The sequence below is a fragment of the Streptomyces sp. NPDC057939 genome, from assembly GCF_042887545.1.
Lineage (GTDB): Bacteria > Actinomycetota > Actinomycetes > Streptomycetales > Streptomycetaceae > Streptomyces.
Window position 1 is genome coordinate 135,956 of the sequence record NZ_JBHVPG010000004.1, and the last position, 19,674, is coordinate 155,629.

Annotated in this window: 19 protein-coding genes and 1 riboswitch; of the genes, 12 read left to right on the forward strand and 7 right to left on the reverse strand. The window is 73.4% G+C overall.

Going from position 1 to position 19,674, the window contains the following annotated elements; genetic code table 11:
• The first annotated feature begins 248 nt into the window (after positions 1-248).
• The 4 genes from ACFVS6_RS06730 to ACFVS6_RS06745 all read left to right on the forward strand — a co-directional run bounded on the left by ACFVS6_RS06730 (position 249) and on the right by ACFVS6_RS06745 (position 5,121).
• Entirely contained in the window at positions 249-1,598 is a 1,350-nt protein-coding gene (locus ACFVS6_RS06730) for a M16 family metallopeptidase (protein WP_389701289.1), read from the forward strand.
• Positions 1,599-1,618: 20 nt separating this feature from the next.
• Positions 1,619-2,986 carry a M16 family metallopeptidase gene (locus tag ACFVS6_RS06735; protein WP_389701603.1) on the forward strand — a complete coding sequence of 456 codons (1,368 nt, stop codon included), beginning with the start codon at positions 1,619-1,621 and terminating at the stop codon, positions 2,984-2,986.
• 238 nt (positions 2,987-3,224) lie between these two features.
• Positions 3,225-3,381: riboswitch (cyclic di-AMP (ydaO/yuaA leader) on the forward strand.
• Between the two features lie 12 nt (positions 3,382-3,393).
• Positions 3,394-4,203, forward strand: coding sequence for a M23 family metallopeptidase (locus tag ACFVS6_RS06740; RefSeq protein WP_389701291.1), 810 nt, complete (start codon positions 3,394-3,396; stop codon positions 4,201-4,203).
• Positions 4,204-4,455: 252 nt separating this feature from the next.
• Complete coding sequence (locus ACFVS6_RS06745) at positions 4,456-5,121, forward strand: GntR family transcriptional regulator (RefSeq protein ID WP_389701293.1); 666 nt, start codon at positions 4,456-4,458, stop codon at positions 5,119-5,121.
• Between the two features lie 283 nt (positions 5,122-5,404).
• Here the strand turns inward: ACFVS6_RS06745 and ACFVS6_RS06750 are convergent, their stop codons facing one another.
• On the reverse strand, positions 5,405-5,686 hold the full coding sequence (locus tag ACFVS6_RS06750; protein ID WP_351815341.1) for an HPr family phosphocarrier protein: 282 nt from the start codon (positions 5,684-5,686) through the stop codon (positions 5,405-5,407).
• A gap of 197 nt (positions 5,687-5,883) precedes the next feature.
• On the opposite strand from ACFVS6_RS06750, the gene ACFVS6_RS06755 reads away from it, so the two are divergent.
• The 4 genes from ACFVS6_RS06755 (at position 5,884) to ACFVS6_RS06770 (ending at position 11,273) form a co-directional block, all read left to right on the forward strand.
• Positions 5,884-8,712 (forward strand): GNAT family N-acetyltransferase, encoded by a 2,829-nt coding sequence (locus ACFVS6_RS06755; RefSeq protein WP_389701295.1) that lies wholly within the window; start codon positions 5,884-5,886, stop codon positions 8,710-8,712.
• A 47-nt stretch (positions 8,713-8,759) separates the two neighbouring features.
• Complete coding sequence (locus ACFVS6_RS06760) at positions 8,760-9,356, forward strand: DUF5998 family protein (protein WP_281209526.1); 597 nt, start codon at positions 8,760-8,762, stop codon at positions 9,354-9,356.
• Entirely contained in the window at positions 9,356-10,561 is a 1,206-nt protein-coding gene (locus ACFVS6_RS06765; RefSeq protein ID WP_389701297.1) for an alkaline phosphatase family protein, read from the forward strand. The genes ACFVS6_RS06760 and ACFVS6_RS06765 overlap by 1 nt, the downstream gene beginning before the upstream one ends.
• A 61-nt stretch (positions 10,562-10,622) precedes the next feature.
• The gene (locus tag ACFVS6_RS06770) at positions 10,623-11,273 is read left to right on the forward strand and encodes a thymidine kinase (protein WP_389701299.1); all 651 of its coding nucleotides are present in this window, start codon (positions 10,623-10,625) and stop codon (positions 11,271-11,273) included.
• Here ACFVS6_RS06770 and ACFVS6_RS06775 read toward each other — a convergent pair.
• From ACFVS6_RS06775 to ACFVS6_RS06785, 3 genes are all read right to left on the reverse strand, one after another.
• Positions 11,260-11,535 (reverse strand): DUF3817 domain-containing protein, encoded by a 276-nt coding sequence (locus tag ACFVS6_RS06775; protein WP_389701300.1) that lies wholly within the window; start codon positions 11,533-11,535, stop codon positions 11,260-11,262. The genes ACFVS6_RS06770 and ACFVS6_RS06775 overlap by 14 nt on opposite strands.
• A 1-nt stretch (position 11,536) precedes the next feature.
• A complete protein-coding gene (locus ACFVS6_RS06780; protein WP_389701301.1) occupies positions 11,537-12,016 on the reverse strand; it encodes a hypothetical protein in 480 nt (159 codons plus the stop codon).
• Positions 12,017-12,101: 85 nt separating this feature from the next.
• Positions 12,102-12,770: a DJ-1/PfpI family protein gene (locus ACFVS6_RS06785; RefSeq protein ID WP_389701302.1), complete on the reverse strand. Its 669-nt coding sequence runs from the start codon at positions 12,768-12,770 to the stop codon at positions 12,102-12,104.
• 222 nt (positions 12,771-12,992) lie between these two features.
• Between ACFVS6_RS06785 and ACFVS6_RS06790 the strand changes: the two genes are divergently transcribed.
• A complete protein-coding gene (locus tag ACFVS6_RS06790) occupies positions 12,993-13,946 on the forward strand; it encodes a GlxA family transcriptional regulator (RefSeq protein WP_389701304.1) in 954 nt (317 codons plus the stop codon).
• A 123-nt stretch (positions 13,947-14,069) separates the two neighbouring features.
• On the opposite strand, the gene ACFVS6_RS06795 is transcribed toward ACFVS6_RS06790, so the two are convergent.
• Positions 14,070-14,384 (reverse strand): SHOCT domain-containing protein, encoded by a 315-nt coding sequence (locus ACFVS6_RS06795; protein WP_389701604.1) that lies wholly within the window; start codon positions 14,382-14,384, stop codon positions 14,070-14,072.
• Positions 14,385-14,394: 10 nt separating this feature from the next.
• The gene (locus tag ACFVS6_RS06800; protein WP_389701306.1) at positions 14,395-14,838 is read right to left on the reverse strand and encodes a DUF6325 family protein; all 444 of its coding nucleotides are present in this window, start codon (positions 14,836-14,838) and stop codon (positions 14,395-14,397) included.
• Positions 14,839-15,147: 309 nt separating this feature from the next.
• Here ACFVS6_RS06800 and ACFVS6_RS06805 point away from each other — a divergent pair, with 309 nt between their 5' ends.
• Complete coding sequence (locus tag ACFVS6_RS06805) at positions 15,148-15,864, forward strand: hypothetical protein (protein WP_389701308.1); 717 nt, start codon at positions 15,148-15,150, stop codon at positions 15,862-15,864.
• 82 nt (positions 15,865-15,946) lie between these two features.
• Positions 15,947-17,653 (forward strand): aspartate-alanine antiporter, encoded by a 1,707-nt coding sequence (locus tag ACFVS6_RS06810; protein WP_389701310.1) that lies wholly within the window; start codon positions 15,947-15,949, stop codon positions 17,651-17,653.
• A gap of 65 nt (positions 17,654-17,718) precedes the next feature.
• Here ACFVS6_RS06810 and ACFVS6_RS06815 read toward each other — a convergent pair whose 3' ends face one another.
• A complete protein-coding gene (locus ACFVS6_RS06815) occupies positions 17,719-18,543 on the reverse strand; it encodes a VOC family protein (protein WP_389701312.1) in 825 nt (274 codons plus the stop codon).
• Positions 18,544-18,718: 175 nt separating this feature from the next.
• On the opposite strand from ACFVS6_RS06815, the gene ACFVS6_RS06820 reads away from it, so the two are divergent.
• Positions 18,719-19,555 carry a sulfurtransferase gene (locus ACFVS6_RS06820; protein ID WP_389701314.1) on the forward strand — a complete coding sequence of 279 codons (837 nt, stop codon included), beginning with the start codon at positions 18,719-18,721 and terminating at the stop codon, positions 19,553-19,555.
• The last annotated feature ends 119 nt before the right edge of the window (positions 19,556-19,674 follow it).

The window sequence follows — 19,674 nt, forward strand, 5'->3', positions numbered from 1 at the left end:
GCGGCTCCTTAACCAAGAATCGGGTGTACGGGGTGTACGTGGACGTACGGGTTCCGGCCGGGCGGTCCGGCAGGGGCGACGCGGACCATTGTGGCCCGGGGCGCCGACAATGCCGACTCCGACCCCGGGGGTCCCCCGGACGGAGTCCGCGGGCGGCACCCGGGAACTTCTCCGGGGGCCGACGCGCTTGCATACAGTGGCAGGTCTGACAGAAATCTCTGCATCGCGATCGAAGGGACCACATGCCCATGGGTCACACGGCCACAGCTCAGGCCGGCTCCGGCGGCCTGACAGCGACCGAGCACCGGCTGGCCAACGGCCTGCGCGTGGTGCTGTCCGAGGACCACCTCACCCCGGTCGCCGCCGTCTGCCTCTGGTACGACGTCGGCTCGCGCCACGAAGTCAAGGGGCGGACCGGCCTGGCTCACCTTTTCGAGCACCTGATGTTCCAGGGTTCGGCGAGCGTACCGGGCAACGGACACTTCGAGCTCGTTCAGGGCGCCGGAGGCTCCCTGAACGGGACCACCAGCTTCGAGCGCACCAACTACTTCGAGACGATGCCGGCCCACCAGCTGGAACTCGCGCTGTGGCTGGAGGCGGACCGGATGGGCTCGCTGCTGGCCGCCCTGGACGACGAGTCCATGGAGAACCAGCGCGACGTCGTCAAGAACGAGCGCCGCCAGCGCTACGACAACGTCCCCTACGGGACCGCGTTCGAGAAGCTGACGGCCCTGGCGTACCCCGAGGGCCACCCGTACCACCACACCCCGATCGGCTCGATGGCCGACCTGGACGCCGCGTCCCTGGAGGACGCGCGCGAGTTCTTCCGTACCTATTACGCGCCCAACAACGCCGTGCTGTCGGTGGTCGGCGACATCGACCCCGAGCGCACCCTCGCCTGGGTCGAGAAGTACTTCGGCAGCATTCCGTCGCACGACGGCAAGCAGCCGCCGCGTGACGGCTCGTTGCCCGAGGTCATGGGCGGACAGCTCCGCGAGGAGATCGTCGAGGAGGTCCCGGCGCGCGCGCTGATGGCCGCCTACCGGCTCCCGCACGACGGCACCCGCGAGTGCGACGCCGCCGACGTGGCGCTGACCGTGCTGGGCGGCGGGGAGTCCTCCCGCCTGCACAACCGGCTGGTACGCCGCGACCAGAGCGCCGTCGCCGCCGGCTTCGGCCTGCTGCGCCTGGCCGGCGCGCCCTCGCTGGGCTGGCTGGACGTCAAGACCTCCAGCGGTGTCGAGGTGCCCGCCATCGAGGCCGCCGTCGACGAGGAGCTCGCGCGGTTCGCCGCCGAGGGCCCCACGGCAGAGGAGATGGAGCGCGCCCAGGCGCAGCTGGAGCGCGAATGGCTGGACCGGCTGAGCACGGTGGCCGGCCGGGCCGACGAACTGTGCCGGTTCGCGGTGCTGTTCGGTGACCCGCAGCTGGCGCTGACCGCCGTCAAGCGCGTCCTGGACGTCACCGCCGAGGAGGTGCAGGCCGTGGCCGCGGCCCGACTGCGCCCCGACAACCGGGCGGTCCTGGTCTACGAACCGCTGGCCGTGTCCGACGCCGACGACGACGTGACCGACGAGAACGAAGGGGCGGAGCAGTGAGCGACACCGCAGCCGTCACGATGACCTTCCACCCGCAGCCGCAGCCCGGCGCCGCCACCCCGTGGGCCTTCCCGGCCCCCGAGCGCGGCGCGCTGCCCAACGGGCTGACCGTGCTGCGCTGCCACCGCCCCGGCCAGCAGGTGGTCGCGGTCGAGGTCAACCTCGTGGCCCCGCTGGACGCGGAGCCCGAGGGCCTCGACGGGGTGGCCACGATCATGGCCCGCGCCCTGTCGGAGGGCACCGACAAGCATTCCGCGGAGGAGTTCGCCGCCGAGCTGGAGCGCTGCGGCGCCACGCTCGACGCGCACGCCGACCACCCCGGCCTGCGGGTCTCCCTGGAGGTTCCGGCCTCCCGCCTGCAGAAGGCGATGGGCCTGCTCGCCGAGGCGCTGCGCGCGCCCGCCTTCGCCGCGGACGAGATCGACCGGCTGGTGCGCAACCGGCTCGACGAGATCCCGCACGAGCTCGCCAACCCGCAGCGCCGCGCGGCCAAGCAGCTCTCCAAGGAGCTCTTCCCGGCCTCCCTGCGCATGTCCCGGCCGCGCCAGGGCACCGAGGAGACGGTGGCCCGCATCGACTCCGCGGCCGTCCGTGCCTTCTACGAGGCCCACGTGCGCCCCGCCACCGCCACCGCGGTGGTCGTCGGCGACCTGACCGGGATCGACCTGGACGCCGTCCTGGCCGACACCCTGGGCAGTTGGACCGGCAACACGGCCGAGCCCCGCCCGGTGCCCCCGGTGACGGCCGACGACACGGGCCGGGTGGTCATCGTCGACCGGCCCGGCGCGGTCCAGACGCAGTTGCTCATCGGCCGGATCGGCGCGGACCGCCACGACCTCGTGTGGGCCCCGCAGGTGCTCGGTACGTACTGCCTCGGCGGCACGCTCACCTCGCGCCTGGACAAGGTGCTGCGCGAGGAGAAGGGGTACACGTACGGCGTGCGCGCCTTCGGCCAGGTCCTGCGTTCCACCGCCGACGGCAAGGGCGCCTCGATGCTCGCCATCAGCGGCTCGGTGGACACCCCGAACACCGGCCCGGCGTTGGAGGACCTCTGGAAGGTGCTGCGCACCCTCGCGGAGGGCGGACTGACCGACGCCGAGCGGGATGTGGCGGTGCAGAACCTGGTGGGCGTGGCCCCGCTGAAGTTCGAGACGGCGTCCTCCGTGGCGGGCACGCTGGCCGACCAGGTCGAGCAGGAGCTGCCGGACGACTACCAGGCGCGGTTGTACGCGCGGCTGGCGGAAACCGGTACGGCGGAGGCGACTTCGGCGGTCGTGCGCGCCTTCCCGGTGGACCGTCTGGTGACGGTGCTCGTGGGCGACGCGGCTCAGATCGAGGAGCCCGTACGGGCACTGGGAATCGGCGCCGTAACGGTCGTCACCAACTGACCGGTGGTTGACCGGGGATCGAGCGGCGGGAGACCGCCGCTCCACCGGTAACCGACCGTTTCCCGAGGGGCTCTGATGGATTATCCGTCAGAGCCCCTTTTGTCCGTTTAGTGGTTTGGTTGCTCGTATGCGGTGTGGCGTACGCAACAAAAGCGCTCGTGTGTTTGGCGATCCACTGATGATCCGCCTAGCGTCGGCCCTGCTGTTCGTCAGTTGTGCCCGCCGCATCCGCGGCACCGAACAGTGATCGCCGAGTCCCCGTCAGGCGCGAGCCTGGGGAGCCGGGGACCCACAGTCCCTGGGGTGAATCGGACCGCCTCGCAAGAGGAGGTCCGTAGGAGACCTTCCTGCTCCGAACCCGTCAGCTAACCCGGTAGGCGAGAGGGAAGGAAAGGATCACCCCCTTCATGGCGTTTGGCAGTCGTCCCACCGGCTCCGGCAAGCACCGCGGCTCCAGCCGTCTGAGCCGCAAGACCGCCGGCTACGCCGGTATAGCCGCCCTCGCCACCACGGGCGTGGTCGGCACCATCGCGGCCCCGGCCTTCGCGGCGGACAACTCGGGCCCCTCCATGGAGGACACCGGCCAGAACCCGGTCGTCGTCGCCAACGACCTCCAGGGCGACATCGTGGCCCAGGCCGACCTGCAGCAGCGCGCCGCCGACGCCGTCACCGCCCAGGCCCAGGCCGAGGCCGACGCCAAGCAGCGTGCCGCCGAGGCCAAGCGCGTCGCCGAGGCCGCCGAGGCCAAGGCGAAGTCCGAGCGGGAGACCGCCGAGCGCGTCGCCCGCGAGGAGGAGCGCAAGCGCCTCAACACCTACGTCTCGCCCATCGCGGGTTCCTACGTCAGCACCTCCTACGGTGCGGGCGGCGCCATGTGGTCCTCCGGCAGCCACACGGGCATCGACTTCCACGCCTCCCTCGGCACCTCGGTCCGCGCGGTCGGCGCCGGCACGGTCGTCGAGGCCGGCTGGGGCGGCGCGTACGGCAACAACGTGATCATCAAGCACAGCGACGGCACCTACACGCAGTACGGCCACATGGACTCGCTGAGCGTCTCCGCCGGCCAGCAGGTCGCCCCGGGCCAGCAGATCGGCCTCGCCGGCACCACCGGCAACTCCAGCGGCGTGCACCTGCACTTCGAGGCGCGCACCAGTGCCCAGTACGGCTCGGACATCAACCCGCTGGCGTACCTGCGCTCGCACGGTGTGAACCTCTGACCCGAGCGGCACCGCACCACCGGTCTTCACGGACGACCCCGGCTCACCGAGCCGGGGTCGTCCGCGTTTTCGGCGCCCAGGGCCGCGCCCGTGTCCCCGCCCCGCGTTCCCGGCCGGGTTCCCTCCCCGGATCCGTGGAATGTTTCGGATTTCCGGCCGTCCTCGGAAATATTCGCGTGTTGCAATAGAGTCGCGACACGGTCACGATTCCGGCGACGGCGCCGGCAACCGAATTCAAGCGGAGGTCCGGTCTTGCGTATTCCCGCGCACGCGGTGTGCACAGCGATCCGCGACGATATCGTCTCCGGCTTCTTCGGGCCGGGCGGCCGACTCACCGAGGAGGTCCTCGCCCGCCGCTACGGGGTCTCCCGCGTCCCGGTCCGCGAGGCGCTGCGCACCCTGGAGTCCGAGGGGTTCGTCACCACGCGCCGCCACGCGGGCGCCTGCGTGGCCGAGCCCACCGAACAGGAGGCGGCCGACCTCCTGGAGCTACGGATGCTCCTGGAGCCCCTGGCGGCCTCCAGGGCGGCCCACAGGCGCACGGAGGGCCACTTGAAGGTGCTGCGCGGGCTGGTCCGGCTCGGGCAGGAGCGGGCCCGCAGGGGTCAGGGGGAGGACCTGCGCGACCTCGGGGCCTGGTTCCACGAGACGCTGGCCCAGGCGTCCGGTAGTCCGGGCCTGATCGCGCTGCTGACCCAGACCCGGCGCAAGATCGCCTGGATGTACGCGGTGGAGGCCCCCGTACGCCCCGCCGAGTCCTGGGCCGAGCACGGCGGCATCGTGGACGCGGTGGCGCGCGGGGACGCCGATCGGGCCCGGGCGTTGACCGCGCAGCACGCGGCGCGCGCGACCGAGGCGCACCGGCCGCGGGTGAGGACTCCGCAACCTGCCGTAAACATGTCGAGCGCCCGGCATTAACACGCGCCGTATACAAAGGTGGCCGGACATTCGCACGTCGCGAGGGCCGGTCCGGGGTGTCGTCCTTTCATTCCGTGTTTTCCGCGTTCTTCGCGGCGCCCGCTATTTCCGGGCATCGAATTTCCGCCGGAAATTGGGCGTGAGGTCGGGTGTCGCAATTCCGTGGAGCCGCGGTACGGTGCGGCCATCGAACCGCGCAGCCGAAAAACGGAAGAGCCGCAGTCCCCGGGATCGCCGGGGGCTGCGGCTCCGCCGCTCGTGAGGGGTAACCGGACCCGAAGGGTCAGACGGTCTCCGGGAGCTCCTCGAGGCCCTCGGCGACCAGCTTCGCGAGGCGGTCCAGGGCGGCGTCCGCGCCCTCGGCCTCGGAAGCGAGAACGATCTCCTCGCCGCCCTGGGCGCCCAGGCCCAGGACCGCCAGCATGGAAGCGGCGTTGACGGGGTCGCCGCCCGCCTTCGCGATGGTCACCGGGACGCCGGAAGCGGTCGTCGCCCGGACGAAGATCGAGGCGGGACGAGCGTGCAGGCCCTCGGCCCAGCCGACGTTGACGCGGCGCTCTGCCATGGTGATGCCCTTCAGGTTCTTACGGTTGTCTAGACCAGTCTCTCACGGCACCCCGAATGCTCGGACCGACCTTCGGCCCTGATCCACCGCCGTTCGACCCTCCCCAGCTTGCACCGGTTCGCCCCGGACTGCCGCGTTCGGCGCGCGCTCGCGTCCAGGCCGGTCCGCACCGCCCGTCCGCCCCTTAGGGTGACCCCATGACGACCGTGTCGGACCACTCGTACCCGGCCCACTGGGAAGCGGACGTCGTGCTGCGCGACGGCGGCACCGCCCGCATCCGCCCCATCACCACCGAGGACGCGGGACGGCTCACCAGCTTCTACGAACAGGTCTCCGACGAGTCGAAGTACTACCGCTTCTTCGCGCCCTACCCGCGCCTGTCCGCCCGCGACGTGCACCGCTTCACGCACCACGACTACGTGGACCGCGTCGGCCTCGCGGCGACCATCGGCGGGGAGTTCATCGGCACGGTCCGCTTCGACCGGATCGGCCCGGACGGCCGGCCCGCCTCCGCCCCGGCCGACGAGGCCGAGGTCGCCTTCCTCGTCCAGGACGCCCACCAGGGCCGCGGCGTCGCCTCCGCGCTCCTGGAACACATCGGCGCCGTGGCCCGGGAGCGGGGCATCCGCCGGTTCGCCGCCGAAGTGCTGCCCGCCAACAACAAGATGATCAAAGTGTTCACGGACGTCGGCTACCAGCAGAAGCGCAGCTTCGAGGACGGCTCCGTCCACCTCACCCTCGACCTCGAACCCACCGCCGAGTCCCTCGCGGTGCAGCGCGCCCGCGAACAGCGCGCCGAGGCCCGCTCGGTCCAGCGACTGCTCGCCCCCGGCTCCGTCGCCGTCATCGGCGTCAGCCGTTCGGGCTCGGGAGTCGGCGCGGCGGCCCTGCGCAACCTGCGCGACGGCGGCTTCCACGGGCACCTCTACGCCGTCAACGAGGCCCGCGGCCCCGGCATCGAGGGGGACCTGCTGGACGGCGTACGGGCCTACCGCACCGTCGCGGACATCGGCGCCCCCGTGGACCTCGCCGTGATCGCCGTGCCCGCCGACCGGGTCCCCGACGCCGTCGCGGGCTGTGGCGAACACGGGGTGCAGGGCCTGGTCGTGCTCTCCGCAGGCTACGGCGAGAGCGGCCCGGCCGGCCTGGCCCGCCAGCGCGAACTCGTCCGGCAGGTGCGCTCGTACGGGATGCGGCTGATCGGCCCCAACGCCTTCGGGGTGATCAACACCGCCCCCGAGGTCGAACTGAACGCCTCGCTGGCCCCCGGACCCGCCGCCGCCCGCGGCCGCATCGGCCTGTTCACCCAGTCGGGCGCCATCGGCATCGCCCTGCTGTCCGGACTGCTCCGGCGCGGCGGAGGCCTGTCGTCCTTCATCTCCGCCGGGAACCGGGCCGACGTCTCCGGCAACGACATCCTCCAGTACTGGTACGACGACGACGCCACCGACGTGGCCCTGCTCTACCTGGAAACCCTCGGCAACCCGCGCAAGTTCACCCGCCTCGCGCGCCGCACCTCCGCAGTCAAGCCCGTGGTCGTCGCCCGCGGCGGCCGCCACACCCCGGCCGGCCACGTCGTCCCCGGTACGAGGCTCACCGACAGCACCGTCTCCGAGCTGCTGCGGCAGGCCGGCGTCATCCGGGTCGACACCGTCACGGAACTGGTCGACGTCGGCCTCCTGCTCGCCGGGCAACCGGTCCCCGCCGGCCCCCGGGTGGCCATCCTCGGGAACTCCGAGTCCCTCGGCGTCCTCACCTACGACGCCTGCCTGACGGAGGGCCTGCGCCCGCTGCCCCCGCTCGACCTGACCACCGCCGCCACCCCCGCCCACTTCCGCGCCGCCCTCTCCGCCGCCCTGGCCTCGCCCGACCACGACGCGGTCATCGTCACGGCCATCCCCTGGGTCGGCGAGCAGGCCCTGGCCGACGACCTCGCGGCCGCCCTGCGCGAGGCCGCGGCCGAGGCGCCGGGCAAGCCCGTCGCCGTGGTCCACGTGGAACTCGGCGCCCTGGTGGAGGCCCTGTCCGCCGCGCGCGCCACCTCCCCCGGAGCGGCCGCCCCGCGCGGCCCCGCGTGGACCCCGCCGGCCGAGCCCGGCCCGGACGCCGTCGGGGACACGACCCCCGACGCCGCCGCCGCGCCGCCCGCCTGCGGCGGCCCGATCCCGACCTACCCCGCCGCCGAGCGGGCCGTGAAGGCACTCGCCGAAGCCGTCCGCTACGGCCAGTGGCGCCGGGCCGCCGCCGAGGGCGGCCAGGTCCCCGAGTACGAGGACATCGACGAACCCGGCGCCGCCGGCCTGCTCGCCCGCCTGCTCGCGGACGTCGCCCCCGCCTCCGTCGCCACCCTGGACGAGGCGGACGGCCGAGAGCTGCTCGGCCGCTACGGCATCCGCGTCCTGCCCGTCCTGCCCGCCCCCACCCCCGACGCCGCCGCCCGCGCGGCCCGCGTGCTCGGCTACCCCGTCGCCCTCAAGACCACCGCCCCGCACCTGCGCCACCGGGCCGACCTGGGCGGCGTACGCCTCGACCTCACCACCGAGGCCGAGCTGAGGCGCTCGTACGAGGAGCTCACCGACACCCTCGGCAAGCCCGCCGAGCTGCTCCCCGTGGTGCAGGCCATGGTGCCGCGCGGCGTGGACACCGTCGTCCGCTCCGTCATCGACCCCGTCGGAGGAGCCGTCCTCACCTTCGGTCTCGCGGGCGTCGCCTCCGAGCTGCTCGGCGACACCGCCCACCGGCTCGTCCCCGCCACCGACCGGGACGCGGCCGCGCTGATCCGCTCCATCCGCACCGCCCCGCTGCTCTTCGGCTGGCGCGGCAGCGACCCCGTGGACACCCGCGCCCTGGAGGAACTCCTGCTGCGGCTGTCCCGACTCGTCGACGACCACCCCGAGGTCGTCGGGGTCTCCCTGGAGCCGGTGGTCGTCGCCACGGAGGGCCTCTCCGTGCTGAGCGCCACCGTCCGCGTCGCCCACCCGCCCGCCCGCACCGACCTCGGCCCGCGCACCCTGCCCAGCTACTGAGCGACGGGCAGGTAGGGGGACCCCGGAGGGGCCTTAGGATGGACCTCATGGCGAAATCCGGTACGACGACCCAGGGGCTGCGCGCGGCGATCGAGCGCAGCGGCTACTACCCGGCCCTCGTGGCCGAGGCGGTGGAGGCCGCCGTGGGCGGCGAGCCGATCTCGTCGTACCTGGTCCACCAGGAGACCACCTTCGACTCCAACGAGGTCCGCCGGCACGTGACCGTGCTGGTCCTCACCGGCAACCGCTTCATCGTCAGCCACACCGACGAGCAGGCCGCCGACGCCGGGTCCCCCTCCCCGTACGCGACCACCTCCACCGAGTCGGTCAAGCTCAGCAGCATCTCCTCCGTGGTCCTCAGCCGCGTCGTCGCCAACCCGGAGTCGTACACCCCGGGCACCCTGCCCCGCGAGGTCGTGCTGACCATCGGCTGGGGCGCCGTCTCGCGCATCGACCTGGAGCCCGCCGCCTGCGGCGACGCGAACTGTGACGCCGACCACGGCTACACAGGCAACTCCACCGCGGACGACCTCAGCCTGCGGGTCAGCGAGGCCGGCGACGGCCCCGAGACGGTGCGCCAGACCCTGGTCTTCGCCCAGGCGCTCTCCGAGGCGACGGCCGCCACCTCCGGTCCCGCCCGCTGATGTCGTACTCCGCGCCGCCGAACTGGCAGGACGAACCGGAACTGCTCGACCTCGCCGGCGCCCCGGTCCCGCACTACGGGACCGGCTCGCTCGCCGACCTCCTGCCGACCCTCGCGGCCGGTCAGGGGGTGCCCGGCCTCGCCGCCGGGATCGCCGAGCTCACCCCGGCCGACCGGAACTGCGTGTTCCTGGTCGACGGCATGGGCTGGGAGCAGATCAAGGCCCACCCCGACGAGGCCCCGTACCTCACCTCCCTCCTCGCCGGCTCGCGCGGCGGCACCGGCCGCCCGATCACCGCGGGCTTCCCCGCGACCACCGCCACCTCCCTGGCCTCCGTCGGCACCGGCCTGCCGCCGGCCCGCCACGGCCTGCCGGGCTACGCCGTGCGCAACCCCGCCTCCGGCGAGCTGATGAACCAGCTCCGCTGGCAGCCGTGGACCGCGCCCAAGCCCTGGCAGCCCTACCCGACCGTGTTCCAGCTCGCGGACGCCGCGGGGGTGCACACCGCACAGGTGTCCTCGCCCACGTTCCGCACCACGCCGCTCACCAAGGTCGCGCTCAGCGGCGGCACCTTCCACGGCCGGATGACCGGCGAGGAACGCATGGACCTCGCGGCGATCCAGCTCGCGGCCGCCGAGCGCTCGCTCGTGTACACGTACTACAGCGAACTCGACGGGGCCGGACACCGGCACGGAGTGGACTCCGACGCCTGGCGCGGCCAGCTCATGTTCGTCGACCGGCTCGTGCAGCGCCTCGCCGAACAGCTGCCGCCGCGCACCGCGCTGTACGTGACCGCCGACCACGGCATGGTCGACGTCCCCTTCGACGAGGAATCCCGGATCGACTTCGACGACGACTGGGAGCTGGGCGCGGGCGTGGCCCTGCTCGGCGGCGAGGGACGGGCCCGGCACGTGTACGCCGTACCGGGCGCCGAGGCCGACGTACTCACCGTGTGGCGCGAGGTCCTCGGCGACCGCTTCTGGGTCGCGAGCCGCGAAGAAGCCCTCGAACTGGGCTGGTTCGGCGCTCCTGGGGAGTGCGACGAGCGCGTGCTCGGCCGGATCGGCGACGTGATCGCCGCCGCCCAGGCGGACGTGGCGATCACCGCCTCCCGCAACGAGCCCAACGAGTCGGCGCTCGTCGGCATGCACGGCTCCATGACCGCGGCCGAGCAGCTGGTCCCGCTGCTCGAAGTCCGCACCTGATCGACCCCGCCACCCGTCCCCTCCCGTTCGTCGCCCACGACCCGAAAGGTCCCGTCCTGCCATGCCCGAGCTGGTGTTCTTCTCCGGAACGATGGACTGCGGAAAGAGCACCCTGGCGCTCCAGATCGCGCACAACCGTGACGCGCGGGGCCTGCAGGGCGTCATCTTCACGCGGGACGACCGGGCGGGCGAGGGCAAGCTGTCCTCGCGCCTGGGCCTGGTGACGGAGGCGGTCGAGGCGCCCGAGGGCATGGACCTGTACGCGTACCTGGTCGCGCAGCTGTCCAAGGGCGGCAAGGCCGACTACGTGATCGTGGACGAGGCGCAGTTCCTGGCTCCCGAACAGATCGACCAGCTCGCCCGGATCGTGGACGACCTGGGTCTGGACGTCTTCGCCTTCGGCATCACGACGGACTTCCGCACGAAGCTCTTCCCGGGCTCGCAGCGCCTGATCGAACTCGCGGACCGCCTCGAACAGCTCCAGGTCGAGGCACTGTGCTGGTGCGGCGCCCGCGCCACCCACAACGCCCGTACGGTCGGCGGCGAGATGGTGGTCGAGGGCGCCCAGGTCGTCGTCGGCGACGTGAACCGCCCGGCCGGCGAGATCGGCTACGAGGTCCTGTGCCGCCGCCACCACCGCAAGCGGATGACCTCCGCGGCGGCCCGGGCGGGCGCCCTCTCCCCGGACGTCCTCCCCGTCAACCACGCCTGAGCGACGTACGGTTCGCGGTCAGGCGGCGCAGGGCGAGGACGCCGCCGATGCCGGGGACGGCCGACAGGGCGACGGTCCTCCGGTCGGCGTCCGGCTCGCGGGCGGTCGTGAGGACGACGATCAGGTAGGCGCAGCCGTGCAGGGGGCCGACGGCCGAGGCGACGGCCTCCAGGTGCAGGGCGCCGACGTTGGTCAGCAGTACGGCCAGGGTGACGAGTTCCAGAGGGGCGCAGAACCGGAGGAGTCGGTCGGGGCGTCGCACGTCAGGCTCCGGTGGTGGAGCCGGGGCGGACGATCATCAGGACGGTCACCGTCGCCCACAGCAGGTTGAACAGCCCGGTGTACATGCCCAGTTGCCCGGCAGTCCGCCGGACGCTCCCGACCGTGCCCGCGTCGAGGGGGCCGTCGAGGGCGGTCAGCGTCGACGACTGGCGCGGCAGCACCAGGAAACCGAGCACCGCCGCGGCCGCTGCGGTCAGGGCGATGGAGGTCAGGAGCCAGGGGCTGCTCAGCACCCGGAGGCTGTTGGCGGTTGCCAGACCGAACACGGGCACCGCGACCGCGATCACGGCGTAGACCCGGCAGATGCGGTGCAGCGTACGGGCCTCGGCGAGGTGGGCAGCGTTGCCGGGCTCGGTCGCCGCGCGGCGGGCCGTCGGGGGGAACCGGCCGGCGGCGACGGTGACCGGGCCGATGGTGATGATCGCCGCCAGGACGTGGACGGCGAGGAGGAACTTCGTCACGTGGGTGATCCAGGAGGTCAGGGGGACAAGGGGCCGGGCGGCAAGAGGTCGGCCGGCAGGGGGTCCGGGGAGGGGGCGGCCGGCTTCAGAAGGCCGCCGGGACCGGCCCGGTGGCGCGCCACACGGTGCCGCGGCGCTCGTGGGCGAAGAGCCGCTCCACGGCGTGGGCGATGCGCGGGCCGAGCTCGCGTTCCAGCAGGTGGAGGCCCAGGTCCAGGCCGGAGGTGACGCCGGCCCCGGTCACCAGGTCGCCGTCGTCCACGACGCGGGCGTCGACGGCGACCGCTCCGGTGGCGCCGAGCAGGTCCAGGCCCAGGTGGTGGGTGGTCGCGTGCCGGCCCTCGATCAGTCCGGCCATGGCGAGCACCAGGGAGCCGCCGCACACGGTGGCGACGGTCGACCCCGGCCGGCCGAGGGCCTCCTCCAGCAGTGCGGGCAGGCCCGTTTCCAGGGCGCGGCCGAGGACGGCGGGGATGGAGTCGGCGTCCGGCGGGGCGTCCGGGCCGGCGAGGGGGCCGGGGGGGCCCGCGGCGCCCGGTACGACGACCAGGTCCGCGCGCTGCGGATCCAGCCGGGTCGAGGCCCGCAGCGAGATCGCTCCCGCGCCGCCGGGTACGTCGCGCGGGCCCTCCGCCGAGACCAGTTCCACCCGCAGCGCCCCCGGCGCCGCCATGGCGCCGGCGTGGAGAACCTCGTACGGGGCGATGACGTCCAGGGGGTCGAAGCCGTCGAAGAGCACGATCTGGCACAGCATCGGACGGGTGTCCTTGTCTCTCGGGGGACGCGCCCCGGTGGGGCGCCGACACCGACGCTAGTCACGGCCCGCCGCCGGGAGAACGGGCTGGAATGCCACCTACCAACGGATTGTGGCCAACCGGTGATCCGTGCGTCTCGACTGTCCCTGACCACCTGATATCCCTCCACCGTGCACGGGGTTCCGGCCGGCGCCGGTGCCGCGTAGGGCTAGGGTCGGGCCATGCATACCGTGGCCGTGCTCGCCCTGGACGGCGTGATCCCGTTCGACCTGTCCACGCCGATCGAGGTGTTCGCGCGTACCCGGCTGCCCGACGGTCGTCCGGCCTACCGGGTCCGGGTCTGCGCGCCCGCCGAGGAGGTCGACGCCGGGGCGTTCGTCCTGCGCGCTCCGTGGCCGCTGGCGGCCCTGGCCGAGGCGGACACGATCATCGTGCCGGGCGTGGCCGATCCCGCGGCGCCGGTACCCGAGGAGGTGCTGGACGCGCTGCGGCAGGCCGCCGCCCGGGGGACCAGGCTCGCCTCCATCTGCGTGGGCGCCTTCGTGCTGGCGGCCACCGGACTCCTCGACGGCCTGCGCGCCACGACGCACTGGTCGGCCGCCGGACTGCTGGCCGCACGCCACCCCGCCGTGGAGGTGGACCCGGGGGTGCTCTACGTGGACAACGGCCGGCTGCTCACCTCGGCCGGCGCCGCGGCCGGGCTGGACCTGTGTCTGCACATGATCCGGCGGGACCTCGGTTCGGCGGTGGCCGCCGACGCCGCCCGGCTGGCCGTCATGCCGTTGGAGCGGGACGGCGGTCAGGCCCAGTTCATCGTCCACGACCAGCCGCCCACCCCGCGCGGATCGGTGTTGGAGCCGCTCCTGCGCTGGATGGAGGACAATGCCCGGCGCGACCTCACCCTCGACGACGTCGCCGCGCAGGGCGGGATGAGCGTGCGGACCCTCAACCGGCGCTTCCGGGAGCAGACGGGCACCTCCCCGCTCCAGTGGTTGCACCGGGCCCGGATCCGGCAGGCGCAGTACCTGTTGGAGACCACCGCGCACCCCGTCGAGCGGATCGCCGAGCAGGTCGGCTTCGGTTCGCCCACCGCCTTCCGCGAGCGCTTCAAACGCCTCACCGGCACCAGTCCGCACGCCTACCGGCGCACCTTCCGGGTGCCGGAACGAGGCTGACGGGCCTCGGCTTCCTTCCGGCAGCCGCAAGGAAGCCGACGGGCCTTCGTCTCCTTCCGGCTGCCGAACGGGACCGGCGGGCCTCAGCCGCTCAGGAGCTCAGCCGCTCAGAAGCTCAGGAGCTCAGGAGCTCAGGATCCGGGCCTTCTCCGCCGCGAACTCCGCTTCGGTGAGCACGCCCTGCGCCTTCAGTTCGGCCAGTTGGGTCAGTTGACCGACCCGGTCCACCGCGGGCGGCGCGGGGGCGGTGACCGGTACCTGGGCGGCCGTTCGGTCCACCAGTTCCTGTTCCCGGGCGTCGGCGGCCGTCTGCTGGTCGGCGCTCCGGTCGGCGGCCGCGCGTTGCATCCGGCCCGACACCGCGGTGGCCGTGCCGGCCACGACCGCGGTCCGGGCCATCGTGCCGAGCAGGCCCGGCCGTCCCATCCGTCGACGCATCACCATGTCGTCAGCCCTCCTCGTCCAGGGCGGTGATCGCCCGTACGACCTCGGTGCGGGGGATCCGCTCCATGAGGACCACCTGCCCGTCGGATTCCCGCAGGGCCGCGGCGAGCCGGGACGCCCAGGTGTTCTCCCAGACGAGGACGACCGCCGAAGAGTTGTCCGGCAGTTGATCGGCCACCCGGGTGAGGTCGTCGTCGCTGAGCAGGTCGAAACCCTCCCCGGTCACCCGTCGGAACGCTTCGTCCACCGCGGCGTCGTCCAGTTCCACCACGGCGACCGATCCGTCCGGTCCCTTGTTCACGAACGTCAGGTCGAGGATCCGGACCACCCCGCTCTCCTGCAGTTCGCGTAGGGCCGGGGCGACGTCGCCGTTGAACCGGTTGCCGTCGAAGGCGACCACGGCGACGTCCACCGGGCCTACCGTGTCGACCGTGAGGCCAGTGGGCATGGGAGTACCACCTTCGCATCAGTGCTCAAAGCAGTACGAATCATCATATGGAGAATGCGGAAGGCCGGCAGGGCGGGCCGCCCCGCCGGCCTTCCCGGCACCACCGGCCGCACGAGGCCGATCAGCCCCCGCGTCCTGCCCCCGACCCCGCCCCGTCCCGCCGTCCCGCCGTCCCGCCGCCCCGGGCCCCGCGGACGGCCCTTATGATGCGGTGTTCATGATCGTCAGGGGGGCGACGCCATGCGCACGTACGCGCGAAGTACCAGGAGACCTCGGAGCGACGGCCGTTCGGGGTGCGTCGGCTTCCTCATGCTGCCGCTCGTGCTCGCCGCCCGGGTGCAACGCCCCGCGCGACCCGGGCGGCTGATCGATCCGCAGATCGAGGCCGCCAAGGTCGCCCGTACCGCCATCGGCGGCGTGGCCACCGGATGGCTGCTCTACTCCTATCCGCTGAGCCGGTCCGCGGGCTCGGTGCTCCAGGAGAAGTTCGTCGAGTTCTTCCTCAGCGCGGGCGTGTTGCTGGTCCTCGTGCCGATCGCGCTGGCCACCTTCGTGCTGTGCGCCCGGCGACCCGGCCCCGCCTTCTACCGGGCCCGACTGCGCGGCCCGCTGTCCGCCCTCGGGGCGCTCTTCGGGACCATCCTGCTCCTCCTGCTGGCCGGGCCCGCGGGCAGCCTGATGATGGCGGACTTCATGGGCGCCGCCGGCTTCCTCCTCAACATCGTCTTCGCCGCCGTCTACACCTTCGCGCTGCCCTTCGGTCTGGCCTCGGTGATGTACGGCGTCCACCACACCTTCCGCACCGCCGACGTCCACGAAGTGCTCCCGCCGCTGATATCGCCGGCCCTCGTCTGGGCGATGTGCGCGGTCCAGGTCTTCGACGCGCCGCCCGTCCACGCCCCGCTCCCCGTCCGACTCCTCTTCCTGATCGGACCACCGCTGTCGGTGACCGCGCTTTCGGTGTGGGAACTGCGCCGCCTGCGCGTCCGGTACGGGCTCACCCTGCGCTCCGCGCTCGGCCGATAGGGGGAACGGCCCCGGCGGGCGTTGCCGGGGCCCGCGCCCCCGGGCAGGGATCGGGCACCGGCCCGATCGAGGGGGAGCGCGCATGGACTGGCTGCGGCAGCACGTCTTCGAGCCGTACCCCGAGCTCCTCGTCTTCCTCACAGTCGCCGTCGGGTTCCAGATCGGCCGGATCCGCTACAAGACCTTCGCCGTCGGCGCCGTCACCGGCTGCCTCGTCGCAGGACTGATCATCGGGTCACAGACCCACGTGGAGATCACCGGGCCGATCAAGTCCCTGTTCTTCCTGATGTTCCTCTTCGCCCTCGGCTACGACGTCGGCCCCAAGTTCTTCCGGTCGCTGCGCAAGGACGCCGTCCCCCAGCTCCTGCTCACCCTGGTCGTCTGCATCGGCGGCCTCGCCACCTGCTGGCTGCTCGCCTCCCTGCTCGGCTACGGCCCCGGCCTCGCGGCGGGCCTCCTCGGCGGGGCCCTCACCCAGTCCTCCGTGATCGGCGTCGCCGCCGACACGATCGTCCACCTCCCGGGCCTGAGCCCCGCCGACGCCCAGGACCAGGCCCACCTCGTCGCCATCGCCTACGCCGTCACCTACCCGCTCGGCACCGTCCTGCCCGCGATCCTGCTGCCCACGGTCCTGCCCCGACTGCTGCGCCGCGACCTCGCCGCCGACAGCGCCGTCCTCGCCGCCGATCTCGACAGCGCGGTGCCGGACCCCGATCCCGACGCGGGCCAGGGCTACTACCAGCACGTCCTGCGCGCCTACGACGTGGACGTCGAGGGGTTCGCCGGGCGCGGCATCGGGGAGTTCGAGGCGGAGCAGCGCGAGCTGGACCGCCGGATCTACATCACCCGGGTCCGCCGGGACGGGCGGATCATCGAGCACGACACCGACACCCGGCTGCGCCTCGGCGACACCGTCGCCGTCAGCGCCGTCCGCGGGGACCTCGTCGCCTTCGACGCGCGCACCCACATCGGGATGGAGTCCGACGACTTCGAACTGCTCGGCTACCGGACCGAGACCCTGCACATCGTGCTGACCGGCCACCGCACCGACGGCGCGACCGTCGGGACCCTGCGGCACGAGGACTTCATGACCGGCGTGTTCATCGTCAGCCAGCTGCGGTCCGGAGCCGAGCTCCCGATGGGCCGCGCCAACTCCCTCCAGCGCGGCGACACCCTGGTCCTCACCGGCCCCCGCCGGCTGGTGGACGCGGCCGCCGGGGAACTGGGCAAGGCGGTGCCGACCACCTTCGCCACCGACATGGTGTGGATCGCGAGCGGCCTCTTCATCGGCGGCTGCATCGGCATCCCGGCCCTGCACGCCGCGGGCGCCCCGCTGTCCCTGTCCACCTCGACCGGGGCCCTGCTGATGGGACTGGTCTTCGGCCACGTCCGCAGCAAGCACCCGACCTACGGCAACCTGCCCTCCGCCGCCCAATGGCTGCTGGGCACCCTCGGGCTCTGCATGTTCGTCACCATCGTCGGCCTGAACGCCGGTCCCAGCTTCGCCGGTGGCCTCGCCCAGGCGGGCTGGCCGCTGCTCGTCGGCGGGGCCGTGGCCACCACGCTGCCCCTGGTCGTCGGATTCCTGTTCGGGCACTTCGTGCTGCGGATCCCGCTCCCCACCCTGCTGGGCGCGCTGGCCGGGGCCCAGACCACCACCGCCGCGATCGGCGCCCTCAACGAGCGCGCCCGCAGCCAGATCCCGGGTCTGGGCTGCACCGTCCCGTACGCCCTCGGCAACGTCCTGCTCACCGTGTGGGGATCGGCGATCGTGCTCCTGGTCCGCTGACGGAACCCGCGCGGCGCACCCCGGGGACGGCCCCCCCCCGGCGGTGCGGCCGCGGTCGGGTCACCTCACGCGGGGCCGCCCTCGCCGTAGGACCGGATCAGGGAGAACACCGCCCCCTCCGGGTCCGCCACGGTGGCCAGCCGCCCGCGGATCCGGTCCCGGGCCGGGCTGACGATCCGTCCGCCCAGGTCCACCACCCGCTCGGCGGCCCCGTCCGGGTCGGCGACCTCGAAGTACGTCATCCAGTGCGGCCCCCGGTCGCGGGGCAGCGCCCGGCCGACCCCGTGCACGGCCGCGACCGGGCGGCCCGCCAGCAGCAGCGTCAGGTAGTCCAGGCCGCCGGGACCGTCCGCGTACAGCTCGGCGTCCGGGCCCTTGTACTCCTCCGCCTCGTGGCCGAAGACGTACGAGTAGAACGTGCCGACCGCCACGCTCTCCTGGGTGAGCAGCTCGTTCCACACGGGCGAGCCGGGCATCCCGAACGGCCGTGCTCCGGGATGGTCCCCGGCCTGCCAGATCCCGAAGATCGCACCCAGCGGGTCGGAGCAGATCGCCATCCGCTCCACCGGCCCGGCGTCCAGCGGGCCCACCGCGACCGTGCCGCCGCAGGACCGGATCGCCTCGGCGGTCGCGTCGGCGTCGTCGGTGGCGAAGTACGTGGTCCAGGCGACCGGAAGGTCCCGGTCGGGCGGCAGCTGGCCGATGCCCGCCACCTCGTCACCGTCGAGGAACGCCCGGACGTACGGGCCGAGGTGCTGCGGCCCCGGCTCGTACTCCCAGCCGAAGAGGTCGGCGTAGAAGGCCTCGGTGCTCCCGAGACCGTGCGCCATGAGGCTCACCCAGCAGGGTGTGCCGGGCGGGCGCCGCGAAGCCCGCGCTGCCTCGGTCATGTCAGCAGTCTCCTCCGTCTCGTCCCCGTACCCGCCCGATGCTTGCACCCCGGGACACGCGGCGCGCCCCGACCGGGCCGGGTCGTCCGGGCCGGGAAGAGAGATGACCGAATCCCTGCGGCCCGCGGGTGTCGGGACCGTTACACGGACCCCGCGGCGGGGGCAGGATGGGCCCATGACTGCGATTCTCTCGGCCTCCGAACTGACGGACGAGCTGGCCGGACCCCGGCCGCCGGTGCTCCTGGACGTCCGCTGGCAACTGGGCGGTCCCGACCAGCGCCCCGCCTACGAGGCGGGCCACCTGCCCGGCGCCGTGTACGTCGACCTCGACCGTGAACTGGCAGGTCCGCCCGGGTCGGGTGGACGCCACCCGCTGCCGGATCCGGAGGCCTTCGCGGCGGCCATGCGCCGCGCCGGCGTGGGCTCCGACACCCCCGTGGTCGTGTACGACGGCGGCCAGGGCTGGGCCGCGGCCCGTGCCTGGTGGCTGTTGCGCTGGACGGGTCACCCGGCGGTGCGCGTCCTGGACGGTGGCCTGGCCGCCTGGACTGCGGCGGGTGGAGAGGTGACCTCCGACACGCCGAACCCCACGGAAGGCGATTTCAAGCCAAACCCGGGTGTCCTGGGTCTGCTGGACGCCGACGGGGCGGCCGCCCTGGCCCGCGCCGGACTCCTCCTGGACGCCCGGGCGGGGGAGCGCTACCGCGGCGAGGTCGAGCCGATCGACCGGATCGGCGGTCACATCCCGGGCGCGGTCTCGGCCCCGACCACGGAGAACGTGACGCAGGACGGTCGCTTCCTGCCGGCCGGAGCGCTGCGCGCGCGGTTCGAGGCGCTGGGCGCCGACGGGGACACCCCGGTGGGCGTGTACTGCGGGTCGGGGGTTTCCGGGGCCCACGAGGTGCTGGCCCTGGAGGTGGCCGGAATCCCGGCGGCCCTGTACGCGGGCAGCTGGTCGCAGTGGTCCTCCGACCCGGAGCGGCCCGTGGCGACGGGACCGGACCCGCAGTAGGCGGGCGCCGGCCGGTGGGAGACGGTCCGTGGCGGTGGGGCGCCCCGGGGGGGGGCCCGCCCCCCCCCGCGCCAGCCGCGCGTTAGGGGGGGGGGCGCAAAAAAAAAAGTGCCCCCGCG